The 12,956-nt window shown below is 57.2% G+C and carries 25 protein-coding genes; 23 read left to right on the top strand and 2 right to left on the bottom strand.

Features of this window, described 5'->3' with window-relative positions; translation table 11 throughout:
* Positions 1-34: 34 nt before the first annotated feature.
* The 14 genes from ACP7E4_RS08835 (at position 35) to ACP7E4_RS08770 (ending at position 7,230) form a co-directional block, all read left to right on the top strand.
* On the top strand, positions 35-460 hold the full coding sequence (locus ACP7E4_RS08835) for a phage regulatory CII family protein (protein ID WP_426113528.1): 426 nt from the start codon (positions 35-37) through the stop codon (positions 458-460).
* Between the two features lie 148 nt (positions 461-608).
* Positions 609-1,286, top strand: coding sequence for a phage antirepressor KilAC domain-containing protein (locus ACP7E4_RS08830; protein WP_426113530.1), 678 nt, complete (start codon positions 609-611; stop codon positions 1,284-1,286).
* A gap of 11 nt (positions 1,287-1,297) precedes the next feature.
* Positions 1,298-2,074, top strand: coding sequence for a DnaT-like ssDNA-binding domain-containing protein (locus tag ACP7E4_RS08825; RefSeq protein ID WP_426113596.1), 777 nt, complete (start codon positions 1,298-1,300; stop codon positions 2,072-2,074).
* Positions 2,071-2,760, top strand: a complete 690-nt coding sequence (locus tag ACP7E4_RS08820) for a replication protein P (protein WP_426113532.1) — start codon at positions 2,071-2,073, stop codon at positions 2,758-2,760. The genes ACP7E4_RS08825 and ACP7E4_RS08820 overlap by 4 nt, the downstream gene beginning before the upstream one ends.
* Complete coding sequence (locus tag ACP7E4_RS08815; protein WP_426113534.1) at positions 2,753-2,962, top strand: hypothetical protein; 210 nt, start codon at positions 2,753-2,755, stop codon at positions 2,960-2,962. Before ACP7E4_RS08820 ends, ACP7E4_RS08815 begins: the two co-directional genes overlap by 8 nt.
* Positions 2,953-3,255 (top strand): nuclease domain-containing protein, encoded by a 303-nt coding sequence (locus ACP7E4_RS08810; protein ID WP_426113536.1) that lies wholly within the window; start codon positions 2,953-2,955, stop codon positions 3,253-3,255. The genes ACP7E4_RS08815 and ACP7E4_RS08810 overlap by 10 nt, the downstream gene beginning before the upstream one ends.
* Positions 3,252-3,614 (top strand): endodeoxyribonuclease RusA, encoded by a 363-nt coding sequence (locus tag ACP7E4_RS08805; protein WP_426113538.1) that lies wholly within the window; start codon positions 3,252-3,254, stop codon positions 3,612-3,614. The genes ACP7E4_RS08810 and ACP7E4_RS08805 overlap by 4 nt, the downstream gene beginning before the upstream one ends.
* Positions 3,611-3,919, top strand: coding sequence for a hypothetical protein (locus ACP7E4_RS08800; RefSeq protein WP_426113540.1), 309 nt, complete (start codon positions 3,611-3,613; stop codon positions 3,917-3,919). Before ACP7E4_RS08805 ends, ACP7E4_RS08800 begins: the two co-directional genes overlap by 4 nt.
* Positions 3,916-5,193: a tyrosine-type recombinase/integrase gene (locus tag ACP7E4_RS08795; protein ID WP_426113542.1), complete on the top strand. Its 1,278-nt coding sequence runs from the start codon at positions 3,916-3,918 to the stop codon at positions 5,191-5,193. The genes ACP7E4_RS08800 and ACP7E4_RS08795 overlap by 4 nt, the downstream gene beginning before the upstream one ends.
* A gap of 2 nt (positions 5,194-5,195) precedes the next feature.
* Positions 5,196-5,510: a hypothetical protein gene (locus ACP7E4_RS08790; RefSeq protein WP_426113544.1), complete on the top strand. Its 315-nt coding sequence runs from the start codon at positions 5,196-5,198 to the stop codon at positions 5,508-5,510.
* Positions 5,507-5,818, top strand: a complete 312-nt coding sequence (locus tag ACP7E4_RS08785) for a hypothetical protein (RefSeq protein WP_426113546.1) — start codon at positions 5,507-5,509, stop codon at positions 5,816-5,818. Before ACP7E4_RS08790 ends, ACP7E4_RS08785 begins: the two co-directional genes overlap by 4 nt.
* Positions 5,819-5,821: 3 nt before the next feature.
* Positions 5,822-6,385 carry a hypothetical protein gene (locus ACP7E4_RS08780; RefSeq protein WP_426113548.1) on the top strand — a complete coding sequence of 188 codons (564 nt, stop codon included), beginning with the start codon at positions 5,822-5,824 and terminating at the stop codon, positions 6,383-6,385.
* Between the two features lie 293 nt (positions 6,386-6,678).
* Complete coding sequence (locus ACP7E4_RS08775) at positions 6,679-6,861, top strand: Com family DNA-binding transcriptional regulator (RefSeq protein ID WP_426113550.1); 183 nt, start codon at positions 6,679-6,681, stop codon at positions 6,859-6,861.
* 12 nt (positions 6,862-6,873) lie between these two features.
* Positions 6,874-7,230, top strand: coding sequence for a hypothetical protein (locus ACP7E4_RS08770; RefSeq protein ID WP_426113552.1), 357 nt, complete (start codon positions 6,874-6,876; stop codon positions 7,228-7,230).
* 322 nt (positions 7,231-7,552) lie between these two features.
* Here the strand turns inward: ACP7E4_RS08770 and ACP7E4_RS08765 are convergent, their stop codons facing one another.
* Together ACP7E4_RS08765 and ACP7E4_RS08760 are read right to left on the bottom strand one after the other, a co-directional pair.
* Positions 7,553-7,978 (bottom strand): type II toxin-antitoxin system HicB family antitoxin, encoded by a 426-nt coding sequence (locus ACP7E4_RS08765; protein WP_426113554.1) that lies wholly within the window; start codon positions 7,976-7,978, stop codon positions 7,553-7,555.
* A 51-nt stretch (positions 7,979-8,029) separates the two neighbouring features.
* Positions 8,030-8,209, bottom strand: coding sequence for a type II toxin-antitoxin system HicA family toxin (locus ACP7E4_RS08760; protein ID WP_426113556.1), 180 nt, complete (start codon positions 8,207-8,209; stop codon positions 8,030-8,032).
* 586 nt (positions 8,210-8,795) lie between these two features.
* On the opposite strand from ACP7E4_RS08760, the gene ACP7E4_RS08755 reads away from it, so the two are divergent.
* The 9 genes from ACP7E4_RS08755 (at position 8,796) to ACP7E4_RS08715 (ending at position 12,900) form a co-directional block, all read left to right on the top strand.
* Positions 8,796-9,167 (top strand): chemotaxis protein, encoded by a 372-nt coding sequence (locus ACP7E4_RS08755; RefSeq protein ID WP_426113558.1) that lies wholly within the window; start codon positions 8,796-8,798, stop codon positions 9,165-9,167.
* Positions 9,167-9,505 (top strand): hypothetical protein, encoded by a 339-nt coding sequence (locus tag ACP7E4_RS08750; RefSeq protein WP_426113560.1) that lies wholly within the window; start codon positions 9,167-9,169, stop codon positions 9,503-9,505. The genes ACP7E4_RS08755 and ACP7E4_RS08750 overlap by 1 nt, the downstream gene beginning before the upstream one ends.
* A complete protein-coding gene (locus ACP7E4_RS08745; RefSeq protein WP_426113562.1) occupies positions 9,502-9,999 on the top strand; it encodes a DUF2514 family protein in 498 nt (165 codons plus the stop codon). The genes ACP7E4_RS08750 and ACP7E4_RS08745 overlap by 4 nt, the downstream gene beginning before the upstream one ends.
* A 283-nt stretch (positions 10,000-10,282) precedes the next feature.
* Positions 10,283-10,792: a hypothetical protein gene (locus tag ACP7E4_RS08740; protein ID WP_426113564.1), complete on the top strand. Its 510-nt coding sequence runs from the start codon at positions 10,283-10,285 to the stop codon at positions 10,790-10,792.
* Positions 10,779-10,997, top strand: a complete 219-nt coding sequence (locus ACP7E4_RS08735) for a hypothetical protein (RefSeq protein ID WP_426113566.1) — start codon at positions 10,779-10,781, stop codon at positions 10,995-10,997. The genes ACP7E4_RS08740 and ACP7E4_RS08735 overlap by 14 nt, the downstream gene beginning before the upstream one ends.
* A 23-nt stretch (positions 10,998-11,020) precedes the next feature.
* Positions 11,021-11,341: an HNH endonuclease gene (locus tag ACP7E4_RS08730; protein ID WP_426113568.1), complete on the top strand. Its 321-nt coding sequence runs from the start codon at positions 11,021-11,023 to the stop codon at positions 11,339-11,341.
* A gap of 160 nt (positions 11,342-11,501) precedes the next feature.
* Positions 11,502-12,017: a terminase small subunit gene (locus ACP7E4_RS08725; protein WP_426113570.1), complete on the top strand. Its 516-nt coding sequence runs from the start codon at positions 11,502-11,504 to the stop codon at positions 12,015-12,017.
* A 111-nt stretch (positions 12,018-12,128) separates the two neighbouring features.
* Positions 12,129-12,305 carry a hypothetical protein gene (locus ACP7E4_RS08720; protein ID WP_426113572.1) on the top strand — a complete coding sequence of 59 codons (177 nt, stop codon included), beginning with the start codon at positions 12,129-12,131 and terminating at the stop codon, positions 12,303-12,305.
* Between the two features lie 226 nt (positions 12,306-12,531).
* Entirely contained in the window at positions 12,532-12,900 is a 369-nt protein-coding gene (locus ACP7E4_RS08715) for an Arm DNA-binding domain-containing protein (protein ID WP_426113574.1), read from the top strand.
* The last annotated feature ends 56 nt before the right edge of the window (positions 12,901-12,956 follow it).

The following is a 12,956-nucleotide window of genomic DNA, read 5'->3' as shown; positions in this document are numbered from 1 at the left end:
GCGCCATGCCACGTAACGATTTCCGGGGTGTTACATGCAAGCGTTGATGAGAGCGATCTACGACGTAGTTGACGAGGTCGGCACCAAGACTTTGGCAGAGGGTGCGAGCTTCACATCTCGGACTTTGCTTTCGCAAAAGGCGAACCCCGATTACGAAAGCCACAACATGAACGTGCCTGAACTGCACCGGATCATGAAATTCACCCAGGACTTCCGTCCGCTAATTGCCTGGGCTGATTCGTTTGGCTTCGATCTGGTCTCCCGCGAACGTCCGTCCCCGAAACCCCTGATGACTGCCTTGTGCCACTTGACCGCCGAGTGCGGTGACGTTGGCCGCCTGATTTTCGATGCAACCGCTGACAACCACATCAGCCAGCACGAAAAGGCTCAGGGCGACAAAGCAATTCAAGAAGCCATAGACGCGCTGCACGTCCTTCGTGAATCGCTGAAGGCCGCCTGAATCGCAGGCATAAAAAAAGCCGGGGTAGAGACCCGGCTTCTTTAACAACACTTTGTGAGGTCCGATTATGCACACCACAAACACCCAGAGCAATAGGGCACCTGATTCGTCAGTTTTCCCGCTTCGCCAGAATATGACGCGGCAGTCCATGTCTTCCCGCGAGATCGCTGAGCTTCTCAATTCTCGGCATGACAAGGTCAAGCAGTCGATAGAGCGCCTTGTCCAGCGAGGGACAATCGTCCAACCCCCAATGGGGGATGAACAAAATAACGATTCCCTCGGGCGCCCGCGTACCGAATCCGTTTACCGGCTATGCAAGCGTGACAGCTTTGTCGTCGTTGCTCAGCTGAGTCCGGAGTTTACTGCGCGGTTGGTGGATCGATGGCAAGAGCTTGAAGATCAGGCTACTGGCACGCCGCGCATCCCAAGTAATTACGCGGAAGCTCTTCAGGTTGCAGCGGACCAGGCGAAAGAGAGCCAGCGCCTTCAGCAGGTTGTCGACCATCAGGCCCCAAAGGTCGCGGCGATCAATCGGCTTGCCGCCGCTGGTGGCGCTATCTGCATCAGCGATGCCGCCAAGCACCTTCAGCTTTCCCCACCAAAGCTCTTTGCATGGCTTCAGGCGCACCGCTGGATATTCCATCGCGGTGGCTCGAAACGCTGGACTGCCTATCAGCCCCAGCTGACCAAGGGCTTCATGGTCCACAAGGTCACAGAGCTGAAGCCGGACGCCGAGACGGGCGCAGAGCGAGCCGCGTACCAACCCCTGATCACCCCGAAAGGCCTTACCTATCTGGCCGAAAAAAATATTGGAGCTGCACTGTGAGCGTTCAAGCCATGGCCTGGGCGATGAAAATTCGCAAGGCTGACCTTTCTGATTCATCTGCCCGCCATGTCCTGCTATGTCTTGCCAACTACGCTGGCGTTGATGGTCGCGGTTGCTTCCCGGCGGCTTCCACGCTGAGCGAAGACACAGGCCTTTCTGAGCGTACTGTTCGCTACAAACTTGAGCTTCTGCGCGAGGCCGGTTGGATCGTCCGAGGCAATCAGGCTCTTGCTGCTGTTTACATCGACGAGCGCGACAGACGCCCCGTGGTGTATGACCTCCACCTGTCACGGGGTGCAAATTCTGCACCCCGGTCAAAGCGGGGTGCAGATGACGGCACGGGGTGCAACCTACAACAGGACGGGGTGCAGATTTCGACAGAACGGGGTGCAGAATCTGCACCCAATACACCACTTAACCATCAAGTAACCGAACAGCTGCAGCAGCGCGAGATTTCGGACGTTATCGACGAGCAGGATCGAAAAGCCCTGGAGCCTCTCGATGATCGCCAACGCTTCGCCATGTTCGCTGACTGGGAGCCCGCTGAAAAATCGCTGACGGCCCAGCTCAAAATCGCCGCGCTTCCTGCTGACGCCGCGACCCCTGAACTGATCGCCAGCTTCAAGGGGTTTTGGGTAGCCCGCAGCTCGACGGTTGAGAGCTCTGCCGGCTGGTCATATCGGCTGGCTGCCTGGATCAAGCGCGACCGCACCAAGGCCGCAGGCTCAGCAACACTCGAAAACATCGATGACGACGACACCAGCTGGATGTACGGGGTGAAATCATGAAGCAGGTTTCCGCTTACGCCGCTTCGGCGCTCAGCAAGGTTCATGCAGGCGAATTCATCGAGTCTGGCACTGAGGTTTCCGCCCAGGCTCAGCAGGATCGGGCGCGGGAGACTGGGCAGGTGATCAACCACCTGTTCAAGGAATTGCGCTCGATTCGCACAGCGTGGCGCCAGGCCTGGCCCGACAAGAAGTCCTACCTGGAATCGAAAAAGACTTGGTTGCAGGGCTTCATCGAAAACGGCATCTGCACTCAGGAGCAGATCGATATTGGCCTGACTCGCTGCCGGGCCGAGGCATCCGACTTCATCCCGAGCGTTGGCAAATTTATTCAGGGCTGCGTGCCAACGCCAGAAATGATCGGTCTTCCCACCGTTGAAGCGGCATATGAGCAGGCCTTGCGGAACTGCCATCCAGCGATGCGCGGTCGTGAAAAGTGGTTTCACCCGGCCGTATACCACGCCACTGCGGCAGCAGGATTTCACAGCCTGCCGTTGCTGAACCGTGAACTGGGTCTGACCAGCTTCGAGAAGCGATACATGGTCCAGGTCTGCAAGGTTTGGCGCGGCGACGACATCGGTCCGCTGCCAGTAGCCGAGCTTGCTGGACCTGCCCCTGTCATCACCCTGGCCGTGGGCAACAACGCCCTTGCCGAATTGCGCTCCCGCCGTGGAGGTCAACGTGGTTGATCGGCGTCTGGCTGTTCCCGAGATCGATACCTACCGCTTTGCGGTGTTCTGCTGCTCTTTCAAGGTTGACTTGGGCTCGACTCCTGACCATGCCTTGGCGTTGTTCGTTGATGCGGGAATGGCCCGGCGTTACGGGGCCTGGATGTGGCCGAACACCTTTGAAGTCGTTGATGTTGTCACGGGGAAGCCGGTATGCGCGTGACCTCGAAGAAACTCCGCGCCTCGGCCAGCGGCCAAGACTGCACTGTCCGAATCCCAGGAACTTGCAATCACAACCCGGAAACGACCGTGCTTGCTCACTTGCCTTGTGGGCAGAAAGGCATGGGCATGAAGGGCTTCGACACTGTCGCGGTGTACGCCTGCAGCTCGTGCCACGACGTGATCGATGGACGGGGTGCGGGCGATATCGATTGGCAGGACATGCCGCGTGCCATTGCCGAAACCCACGAAGCATTGATCAGGGTCGGAATTCTCACCGTTAAGGGGGCTGCATGATCGATCTAACGTTGCCGTGGCCGCCAAAGGTTTTGAGCCCCAATGCCCGGACGCACTGGGCCACCAAAAGCCGAGCAGCAAAGGCGTATCGCAACACCTGTTACCTGCTGTGCCGCAACGCTGGGCTGCCAGTGCCCGCTGGCCGCGCGCTGTTGTCGCTCGAATTCATCCCGCCAGATCGCCGGCGGCGGGACGATGACAACTGCATTGCCGCGTTCAAGTCCGGCCGTGACGGTGTGGCCCAGGCCTTGGGCATCGACGACAGCAGGTTTGTTACCCAGCTGCAGATCAGCGGCGAAACCATCAAGGGTGGTGCTGTCCGCGTTCGTATTTCTGATTACGTTGAGGTCCAACCATGAGCCATCAATTCAAGTCGGGCGATCTGGCAATGATCGTTGGTGCCTTTAACGTGCCGGATAACATCGGCCAACAATGTGAGCTGATCGAGTATCTGCGCTTAGAGGACATCAGCGCATGGGTTGATCCGGCTGATGGACGTCGAGTCCAGAACGCGGCCGATGGCCCGGCGTGGCTCGTTGTTGGTGAAGGGTTGAAATCATGGTGCGGCAGCACAGGATGGGTTCTTGCTGACGAGCGCCATTTGATGCCCCTGCGCGGCGATTTCGCTCCTGCTGACGAGCTGTCTCAGGTAGTGCCCGCATGACTGCCGCCGTGCGCATCACCGACGCCGAAATCAAACGCCAAGCTGCGGGTAGTGAGCGGGATCTGCGCGACGTTGAAAATCGCGGGCTTTACCTGCGTTTCACCCGGGACCGTGCACGGGCTTCGTGGTACCTGGTCGCCAAGGGCAAATGGAATCTCGTTGGCAGCTTCCCCGATCTGAGCGCCAAGCAGGTCGTTGCGGCATTGCCAGGTATCCGCCTGCGCCTTGCTGATGGTGCTGGTTCGAACTTGTCGAAGTGGGTGACAACCGGCGAGCTCCTGGACTGGTACGCAGACCGGATGGCCCGCGACCGGAGTCTGTCGGCGAAGCGCAAGAAGACCGGCGCGTCGGCGATCAAGTGTCACCTCGTTCCGCGCTTGGGCGACACACCGCTGACAGCCATCGACAAAGCCATGCTGGATAGCCAGCTGATGTGGCCTTTGCAGGAGAGCATTTCAATCGACTACGTGAGGCTGGTGTTCCAGTTGCTCGCCCTGGCGTTCCGCCAAGCCTTTAAGCTCGGCTTGATCGCCTCTAATCCGATGGCGACCATAAAGTTCAGTGACTTCTCCAAGGCCAAGGTCGGCATCAAGCCTTCCCGGCTTCGCGGCGCCCAGCTAGAGCAGCTTATCGCGCACTTGCTCTCAGTGGCTGCGAGCAATCCATCCGATGGTCTGCTGGCACTGATGATGCTCTGCCACGGTACGCGTATCGGGGAAACCCGTCAGGCACGCTGGGCGCATATCAGCCTGGCCGAGCATGAGTGGTTCATTCCGGCCGAGCACACTAAGACTGGCGTTGAGCATCATTTGCCACTGACGGAGCAGGTGCGCAAGGTGCTGATCCAGTATCGCAAGTATCAGCAGAGCCAGGGCTATGACGGACAGCTTCTCTTCCCCTCCCGCAGCGGCAAGGCACTCAGCGAGGGCCAGGCCAGCGCCGTATTCGCTCGACTGGGCAAGGGTGAGTGGACGAGCCATGACCTGCGCAAGGTGGCCCGCACTGGCTGGGCAGACATAGGCGTGGACCACCTGATCGGTGAACTACTGATCAACCACGCCATGGGCCACAACGTGAAGGTTTACATCCAATCCGATGTGATGGCCCGCAAGCGTGAGGCGCTGGAGAAGTGGCACGCCCATCTAGATGAGAAGGGGCTGACCATGATTCACGCATTGACCCGCTTTAGATTGGGAGATTCTGGTAATGGGCTGGAAGCCACGGCTAATAAGGGCTGCAACCCTATCCAAGAAACAACCATAGGCGAGGTTTAAAAATGACAAATCAAGGGCAAATTGCCGACCTGGCCGACCTGGCCGACCTTAAGCAGCTGATTGATCGCGTGCTAAATGATCGCCGCTTCTGCTCCGACGAATTCCACAAGACCCTTGCTGAGGGCGCCAAGGGCCTGATCGCCGAGAGCGACCGCCTCAAAACTGAAAACAAGGCGCTGCGCGCCGAGAAACGCACCATCGAATGTCGGCATGAGGTGAGCGAAGACACCCTCAAAACGATTCGGCGATGCCTCCACCAAGCTGAGCAAGATATCGACCAGCTCATGTCGCAGATCGCGGCGTTGCGGGCTCAATGAAAAAGAGCCACGGCCCCGCCTTCCGCAAGGTGATGAGGCCGCTCCGGGAATGCCTCGACTGTCGCGGTACCGGGCTGGTCACAGGCATGTTCCACGAACTGGATTGCGCTACTTGCAATGCGTCGGGCTGGGTTTGTGCCGAAACAGGGGAGGCGCTGCCACTGGCTGACCTGGTGCTGCAAATGAATATGAAGCTGCGTGCCATGGCTCGTGATCTGGCATTGGCCGGTCACGCGTCGGGCGCTCAGCAGCAATACGAACAAAACAACCGCCGCGGTGCCGGCGGCACGAATTACACAGGGGATTAAGCGATGAGCATCTATAAAGACGTGATGGGCACCCTGGTACGCGTACTGGCCGCCGATAACATCGACAACAGCACAAAGCAAAGTTGGCAAAAGCTTATCGATGCCGACCTGCGCCATGGTGGGAACGGCAGCTCCATCTCGGTGCGGGACAAGTTCGACTATGACTGCTGCCTCTATGCGCTGCTCCATCGGGAGCTGGCCCCGGCGCAGTGGGACGTGCTGGTAGCGAAGTACTCCACGCACAAGGCGAACAAGGTTGCCGCAATTGGCCGTCTGGTCTGCCGCATAACATCTCCCGCGTCGCAGCTCTTCATTTATAAAGCGCTGACCGCATGGGCTATCCCGAAATTGAAAGGCGTGCAGACCGCGAAGCGCTCAACGGACATGATCGTGCTACCCGCTGAGTTCTATGACATGAACACATGGGATGTGGAGGGAAAGCCTGAGTCGACTCGCCGCCGCTGGAAGAGCGGAATAGCCAAACGTCTTGAGTCGCTGGAGGAGGCTGCAGTGATCCACGCCACCGAGCTTTTCGACTTGGAGCAGATATTTATCGACGCTGCTTGACGTAGTGGCGAAATGATCATAAATTAGCCCCATCATGTCGATTTTGCGCGTTATGACATTCGACTAAATGAGCCCGGCCATCGTTCCGGGCTTTTTTGTGCCCATCAGAAACTAAAAGGCCCCGACATCGTTCGGGGCTTTTGCGTTGTAGCGAAAAAAGAGAGGGCGACTCCAGGTTGTGCGCGAACACATCCTGAAGCCACCAGATCGCAGAACACGCCTGCAAGCCAGCCAAGACCCCCTCACTCTCGCGAGAGCGGGCGGAGACTAGCAGAAATCAATAGGCATTGCAGATGTTGAAAGATTGCAGATGTGGAAATTGCAAACGACTTCTTGCCCGAGTGGGTGAGTACACCGAACTCCAGATCAAATGTTCCCGTTGCGGGACGTTGAATCATGTGAGGGCCACGAGCCCCGAGTCATCGCCTTTGAGCGACATGAAAGCGGAATCCTCCGCACAAAATCATTCGACTTAATAGGTGAATACAATGGCTGAACAAATTGGTGCAAACTTCAAATCCATCGCAACTAACGGCGAAGAAGTGCTGCTGACACCAGCGCAGAATGTGAACGGAGCTGTCATTCGCACCGCCACAATGCATACCGGGGCGGCGTTCGGAATTCTGAGTACCGGCCCGACGGCTCCGGCTGATTATCGGGCAGTAAACGTACCGGTCATTCTTTCCGTACGAGGCACCGTTCCGACTAGTAGCGGCTTCCAAGGCACATCCGCGACTCTGCCGTTTTCAGTGACAATCCCGGCGGGTCAAGGCCTTTGGGTTGCCATGGCGCAGGGTGAAAACTCTCGCGCATATATCACTTACGACCTGCTTCCAGCAGCCTAAAAGTCCGCTCTGATCGGGGGAGGCTCGTTCATCGGGCCTCCTCCCGATTATGCGTGTAATTATGCCGGCGCTACGGGAATCGCTTGGGCACGGACTATTTTCAGTACTAGTCGATTAGGCTGTGACCTGGCGCATTTACGAGCGGAGCCCAGCAGTAATCAGTACTTAGTAAACAGAATTCATTCAGCCACGTCTTTGAGCGGGGCGTTACGTTTTCGGCTCCGCCACACCCATTGCTCCGAGCTGGGAGTGCTGCCGGAGCTGATTCAAATCCCTCGGAACCCCTGCCTGCAAGTTCAACGAGGGCCTTATTCGTACCTGATCAAGCAGCCTCAACCGAAACGGCCAAGCGCTTGCCTAGGGCGGCAAGAGCAGCTTCGATCTGCTCCATCTTGGATGTGTGCAGGAAGTCGACGAGCCGGTCGCCTTGTACCTGGTGCACGCCGAGAAGGCGGCGCAGATCAGCCTTGCGCATCTCACGCTCCATCATGGTGTTCCAAAGCACGATCTTCGCCACTGTGACGGCTGGCAGATAGACGACATGCTCGCCATCTTGGGCCGGGGTGGCTTCAGGGATTGCCCGACGCTCATCGACATAAATCGATAGCGCCGTCTCGATTGCATCAACGGCTTCACTTATCGCGTGCTCGCGGTCATCGCCATAGCTGTTTAGCTCTGGCAGATCCCGGCAGAAGACTGCCAGCCCCGGCGCGGTGTCTTGCTCAAAGCGGATTGCATAGTTGTACATGGTCACTCCTCGGAGGTGATCGTTCAGCGTTCAGATGTGGTGAAGGGGCTCTCAGAGCCCCAGTTGTTTAATGATCGCCTTTCGGGTCGGTTCTGGCATTTCCTTGCTGCCGTGATCCGCGAAGGTAGTCTTGTTGCCGTTTGGGGCGGTGACTTTGAAATGGCTTCCTTTGCCTGCTTCGAAGATCACCCCTTGGGCCTTCAACCATCGTCTGAACTCGCTGAACTTCATCACCTCGCCTCGTTGTTGGGACGATCCATTCTACAACATATTTGTTTTAGTACAACAGTTTTGTTTTATATTTGTTTTGTGTGCAGACTACTGCCAGGGTGGATCTTCGGGTGGGCCTGGACACGGTATCGCCTTCCTGTCGTTCGTCCTGTGACCGTCGGAATGGAAGCTATAGTTTTTTTATGTGGTACGCCTCAAGTTACCAATTCAAGGCCGATATTCTTAGTGAGCTAACGATCCAGGCATGGAATTCAAGAATGCGTGACAAGTTTGAGACTGCCCGATCCAGGGATTTGCTTGCCCGTTCAGACGACGGATATTTAGATGCGGCTACTGATCGGGAGTGGACTATATGGCAGCTCGCATGGAGTGCCGCGCTTAGTCGCGAAAGCCATAGAACTGGCGAAGGTTCGCCATTTAGCACCCTGACTGCTGAAGAAGTTGAATTCGTGAAGCGGCTGTATGTCGATTCCCACGAATAGGCCAGCTACGGCGTCGTATCACCGGTTCTAGCAACCCGCTTTAAAGACAAGCATCTATTTCGAGCCTCGGCAAATGCCGGGGCTTTTGCATTCTGGAGTAACAGATGGACCCAACCGACCTCGGCCCAGGCACAGCTACCTGGCTGGGCGGTACGGGCACTGTATTGCTCGGTGGTTTCCTATGGCTGAGGAAATTCCTCTCCAAGGACGCCGCTGACCGGGCAATGGATAACGCCGACATTGGCACCGTCCGGCGCTTGAATGAGCTGCTCGACTCAGAGCGCGCCCGCGCAAACGCCGCCGAAGCCCGAGCCGACCAGTTCGCCAAAGAGCGTAACGATGCCGTCGCCGCAGTTGGCCGGATGGAAGGGAAGATCGAAGCCCTCACCAGCCAGGTTGCTCAGCTCACACAGCGAGTCACCCAGCAGAGCGACGAGATCACTCATCTTCGTACAAGGTTGGGAGGGCTCAACTGATGGACAGATGCGCAATCAACTTCATCGCCCGCCATTGGTGGAAGCGAGCCGAGGTATGGGTTATTGCCACCCTGCTGGTGGTGGGTGGCCTGACCCTCGGCTATCAAGCCGGTGTCTGGTCAGCCAGTAGCGAGCAAACCAAACAGCTTGCCGAGGTGCGCGCCGCGTATGACGCCGCCATGGGCAGTCGCGATCTACGCCTGACCAAGCTGGCCGAGAAAACCCAGGACGCCGCAGTGAAGGTGCAAGAGGCATCACACAGCGCCGTCCAGGCAGCAGACACCGCGAGCAAGGCGGCCGACAAGGTCAATGAGGCGGTAGAGCGGCAAAGCCCATGATCGCCGCCCTCAAGTTGGTGCCGATCTGGGCTTGGATCATCCTTGCTCTGTTGGGATCTGCCGGATCTCTAGCGTTGCGACTCGACAGCGTAAAAGCTGATCGCGCTGCCGTGACGCTGGAGCGTGACACTGCCCAGGCAAAGGCCACCTCTCTGGCCGACACCCTGCGTCTACAGCGCCAAATAACGAAAGACATTGATCAGGTAGCCGACGATGCGAAAGCCAAGACCGCGCACGTTACGGCTGCTGTCGCTATTGCTGATGGCCGCGCTGACAGCCTGCAGCAACGTATCACCGATCTGCTTGCCGCCCGAAAGCCCTGTACTGCCCCGATTCCCATCGGAGGCAAGGCAAGAGCCGACCTCACCGTCGTGCTCGCCGAGCTGCGTCGAAGCGCTGACGAAACAGCGGGAAGCCTGGCAGCAGCGCTTGATCGAAGCCGAATAGCTGGCCTCGCCTGTGAAGCTGCTTACTCCGCGGCTCAGGCCAGATAGCCCGCGCCACAAATTCACATACGCCGTTTCGTGGCGCGAGGTGATGTGAATGCAGCCATTTAACGTCCCGAAAATCATGATGGTGTTTGGCTTCGTGTTCCTCGTTGAGGTCGCTGCACTGGTCATCTACTGCGCATGGCAAGTCTATGCCTAAGAAATCCTGGCACGTCACCACCCCAGGCTATCCACCATTCCCAATGATCATGCAAGAAGACCACGACCACGCTGGAGCACTGGCATTCGCCCAGGGCATCTGGCCTCACGCAACAGTCGAGTGAGCATTATGACCAAGGTAATCGATATCGTAGTTATTGGTGCGACCGGCTCAGGCAAGTCGCATGTACTGGATTTATTGGCCCGCGCTCTCCGTGGCGAGTACGGCATGCATGCGCAAATCACATCGCACGAACTGTCCATCGAGAAGAATCTTGGTCACGAACTGCTGAAGCCCCGCATTGCTGACACCATCTTCAATTTGCGTGAGCAAGGTGTCCCAACCACAAGCAAGAACGGCGAGATAAAGATCAGTATCGATACTTCACAGTTGGTGTCGGCCATCGACAAGGTCGAGGCAATACAGGGTCAGGCGATGAGCTTCGCGCTTGATCTGTTGGAGCAGGCCATCAAATCAACAGCCCGCATCATGCGTGACGAGCGCGAGGAGGGGGCCGTAGTCATACACACAATGGCTGGCGATGTGCCTGTCTCTGACTTGTACCGCCGCATGTCTGCCCATCTCGACACGCTGCTGGCCATCCAGATCAAGCAGGTGACTGCTGATGAAACGGTCTGATCAGTCTCGCCTTAGCTATCTGCTTTCGGCCCGGCCGTTGCTCATCAAGCAGGACGGCATTCACGTCTGCTTGCACGACGCCTTCAGCGGCGAGGTACTCGGGGGTCAGATGCGTGTGTCACTGCATCAGGAAGCTGATTCCTTTGCCGTGCTCCGGGTTGAGTTTGCCATCGATGGTGAAATGGTCAGGCTAGTCGGCAAATGATGCGCGCGTTTGGAGGTTGAGTCATGGGCAGGCTGACCACAATCAAGCCCCGCTTCAAAGAGGTTCAGGGTCGGCAGTTGGGGACGGCAACAAGCCCCGATGGCGAGCGCGGCTGGGGCTCAGGACGGGGCGGCCGCCCTTGGCGACGAAAGCGCGAACTGATTTTGGTGCGCGACAAGTACACCTGCCAAGGCTGTCAGATCGTCACGCTGGATCTGGAGGTAGACCACATCGTCAACATTGCCCAGGGCGGTACTGATGACGATGCCAATCTACAAGCGCTGTGTGTCCCTTGCCACCAGGCGAAGACGGCGAGAGAGGCGGCGCAGGGCGGAGGATGGTAGAAGCACGTCAATGGCGTGCTACTATCGGGAGGAAACGCACCATTTTGGTGTGGCACGTCACAGCCCTGTCTGGGCGGGTCCAAACCGTACGACCCTTCGTGCTGGACACCGCCCCCGACCGCACGTAGAGATTTTTTCCCCCTCATAGGTTTTTTGTTAAATGGCACTGACCCCAAAAAAGCAGGCATTCGTCTCTGCCAAGAGGGAAGGTGCGTCTAATAAAGATGCAGCGGTAGCCGCAGGGTATGCGGCGTCCAGCGCTCCCCAAGCCGGTGCGCGACTCGCAAAAGATCCCTATGTCATGGCCGCGCTGGGAGCCCCAGAAGTTAACAAAAAAGTTAACAAACTTGTTAAAGGCGATGCGCCGCAAAAAGCGGCAGCAAGCCGGGCTGATCCGAAGGAAGAAGCAGAGCAGGACAATGGCCATGCAAGTTTCGATTTCAGCAAAGCCATTCGCTTCACTGATCCCAAGGAGTTCTTACTCGCCACGATGAACGACTTCGAGACTGACTCGAAGCTACGTGTCGATGCAGCGAAGGCTTTGATGCCGTTCATTCATCCTCGCAAAGGCGAGGGCGGCAAGAAAGAAGAAAAGGAAAACGCGGCCAAATCCGCATCGAAAGGAAAGTTTGGTGCATCCCCGCCGCCGCCTAGCCATTTACGATCGGTGAAATAATTGAGCGAACCTACTTGGGACACGTCGTGCCCCGATTGGGAGTCGCGAATCGTCAACCGCCAGTCACTTGTGCCGTTCCCGCCTCTGTTTCCAGCTGAGGCAGAGGCATGCATGCAGGTCTTGAACGACCTGAAGATTGTGGATGCACCAGGTAGCCCTCTGATTGGCGAGTCCTGTGCTCCATGGATTACGGACTTGGCCGGGGCAATTTTTGGCGCGTACAACGGCGATACCGGCGAGCGCCTGATTCAAGAATTCTTCCTGCTTATCAGCAAGAAGAATCAATAGTGTTGGTTTCGGGACTTTCTAGGGCGTTCGTAGAAGTTCGCTAGAATGGTATAACCGATTGATTTAATTGGTAGTTCATACTGTTTTACGTTCTGCGAGGTTCTACAAGGGTTGGAGGCAGCCTTAAATTTCCGGGGGTACAAGTGGGGGTATTTATATGACGTTTCGCTGTTTGCAATTCATATACCCCCATATCGGGAGTTAGGCCAGATACCGCGAGGCATGTATGAATCTAAAGGACACGGTTGTACGTAATATGAAAGGCGGAGATAAACCTCGGAAAATTGCCGACGGTCGAGGGCTGTATCTGCTGGTCACGCCAAAAGGCGCACGTTACTGGCGTTGGAAATACCGTTTTGGCGCCAAGGAGAAAGTAATGGCATTCGGTGTTTACCCGGAGGTATCACTGGCGCTGGCCAGAGAGCGTCATCGGGAGGCCAGACTCTTACATCTCTCAGGTGCTGACCCTATGGTCGCGAGGAAAGCTGAAACAGAGAATCGTGCGGGTTTCGTAACCTTTCGACAGGCAGCATGCGTATTCCACGGCCATCCGGCCACTGATTCCATGAACATCCGGCCACCTATTCCACGGTGACCCGGCCACCCATTCCACGCACATCCGGCCACCCCAAAGGCAGGCAGCGACGCAGG

It is taken from the genome of Pseudomonas sp. DSP3-2-3 (assembly GCF_049898225.1).
Classification (GTDB): domain Bacteria; phylum Pseudomonadota; class Gammaproteobacteria; order Pseudomonadales; family Pseudomonadaceae; genus Aquipseudomonas.
The sequence above is the reverse complement of the archived record's forward strand: the minus strand, read 5'-3'. Positions and strand labels throughout refer to the sequence as shown.

Excerpts from the sequence above, each read along its gene's own strand:
- ACP7E4_RS08775 (WP_426113550.1), top strand. The coding sequence starts at position 6,679 with ATGTTGAAAGATTGCAGATGTGGAAATTGCAAACGACTTCTTGCCCGA.
- ACP7E4_RS08770 (WP_426113552.1), top strand. The coding sequence starts at position 6,874 with ATGGCTGAACAAATTGGTGCAAACTTCAAATCCATCGCAACTAACGGC.
- ACP7E4_RS08810 (WP_426113536.1), top strand. The coding sequence starts at position 2,953 with ATGCGCGTGACCTCGAAGAAACTCCGCGCCTCGGCCAGCGGCCAAGAC.
- ACP7E4_RS08740 (WP_426113564.1), top strand. The coding sequence starts at position 10,283 with ATGACCAAGGTAATCGATATCGTAGTTATTGGTGCGACCGGCTCAGGC.
- ACP7E4_RS08795 (WP_426113542.1), top strand. The coding sequence starts at position 3,916 with ATGACTGCCGCCGTGCGCATCACCGACGCCGAAATCAAACGCCAAGCT.
- ACP7E4_RS08750 (WP_426113560.1), top strand. The coding sequence starts at position 9,167 with ATGGACAGATGCGCAATCAACTTCATCGCCCGCCATTGGTGGAAGCGA.
- ACP7E4_RS08765 (WP_426113554.1), bottom strand. The coding sequence starts at position 7,978 with ATGTACAACTATGCAATCCGCTTTGAGCAAGACACCGCGCCGGGGCTG.
- ACP7E4_RS08760 (WP_426113556.1), bottom strand. The coding sequence starts at position 8,209 with ATGAAGTTCAGCGAGTTCAGACGATGGTTGAAGGCCCAAGGGGTGATC.
- ACP7E4_RS08825 (WP_426113596.1), top strand. The coding sequence starts at position 1,298 with ATGGCCTGGGCGATGAAAATTCGCAAGGCTGACCTTTCTGATTCATCT.
- ACP7E4_RS08755 (WP_426113558.1), top strand. The coding sequence starts at position 8,796 with ATGGACCCAACCGACCTCGGCCCAGGCACAGCTACCTGGCTGGGCGGT.
- ACP7E4_RS08805 (WP_426113538.1), top strand. The coding sequence starts at position 3,252 with ATGATCGATCTAACGTTGCCGTGGCCGCCAAAGGTTTTGAGCCCCAAT.
- ACP7E4_RS08735 (WP_426113566.1), top strand. The coding sequence starts at position 10,779 with ATGAAACGGTCTGATCAGTCTCGCCTTAGCTATCTGCTTTCGGCCCGG.
- ACP7E4_RS08730 (WP_426113568.1), top strand. The coding sequence starts at position 11,021 with ATGGGCAGGCTGACCACAATCAAGCCCCGCTTCAAAGAGGTTCAGGGT.
- ACP7E4_RS08790 (WP_426113544.1), top strand. The coding sequence starts at position 5,196 with ATGACAAATCAAGGGCAAATTGCCGACCTGGCCGACCTGGCCGACCTT.
- ACP7E4_RS08820 (WP_426113532.1), top strand. The coding sequence starts at position 2,071 with ATGAAGCAGGTTTCCGCTTACGCCGCTTCGGCGCTCAGCAAGGTTCAT.
- ACP7E4_RS08725 (WP_426113570.1), top strand. The coding sequence starts at position 11,502 with ATGGCACTGACCCCAAAAAAGCAGGCATTCGTCTCTGCCAAGAGGGAA.
- ACP7E4_RS08835 (WP_426113528.1), top strand. The coding sequence starts at position 35 with ATGCAAGCGTTGATGAGAGCGATCTACGACGTAGTTGACGAGGTCGGC.
- ACP7E4_RS08715 (WP_426113574.1), top strand. The coding sequence starts at position 12,532 with ATGAATCTAAAGGACACGGTTGTACGTAATATGAAAGGCGGAGATAAA.
- ACP7E4_RS08800 (WP_426113540.1), top strand. The coding sequence starts at position 3,611 with ATGAGCCATCAATTCAAGTCGGGCGATCTGGCAATGATCGTTGGTGCC.
- ACP7E4_RS08780 (WP_426113548.1), top strand. The coding sequence starts at position 5,822 with ATGAGCATCTATAAAGACGTGATGGGCACCCTGGTACGCGTACTGGCC.
- ACP7E4_RS08720 (WP_426113572.1), top strand. The coding sequence starts at position 12,129 with ATGCAGGTCTTGAACGACCTGAAGATTGTGGATGCACCAGGTAGCCCT.
- ACP7E4_RS08785 (WP_426113546.1), top strand. The coding sequence starts at position 5,507 with ATGAAAAAGAGCCACGGCCCCGCCTTCCGCAAGGTGATGAGGCCGCTC.
- ACP7E4_RS08830 (WP_426113530.1), top strand. The coding sequence starts at position 609 with ATGTCTTCCCGCGAGATCGCTGAGCTTCTCAATTCTCGGCATGACAAG.
- ACP7E4_RS08745 (WP_426113562.1), top strand. The coding sequence starts at position 9,502 with ATGATCGCCGCCCTCAAGTTGGTGCCGATCTGGGCTTGGATCATCCTT.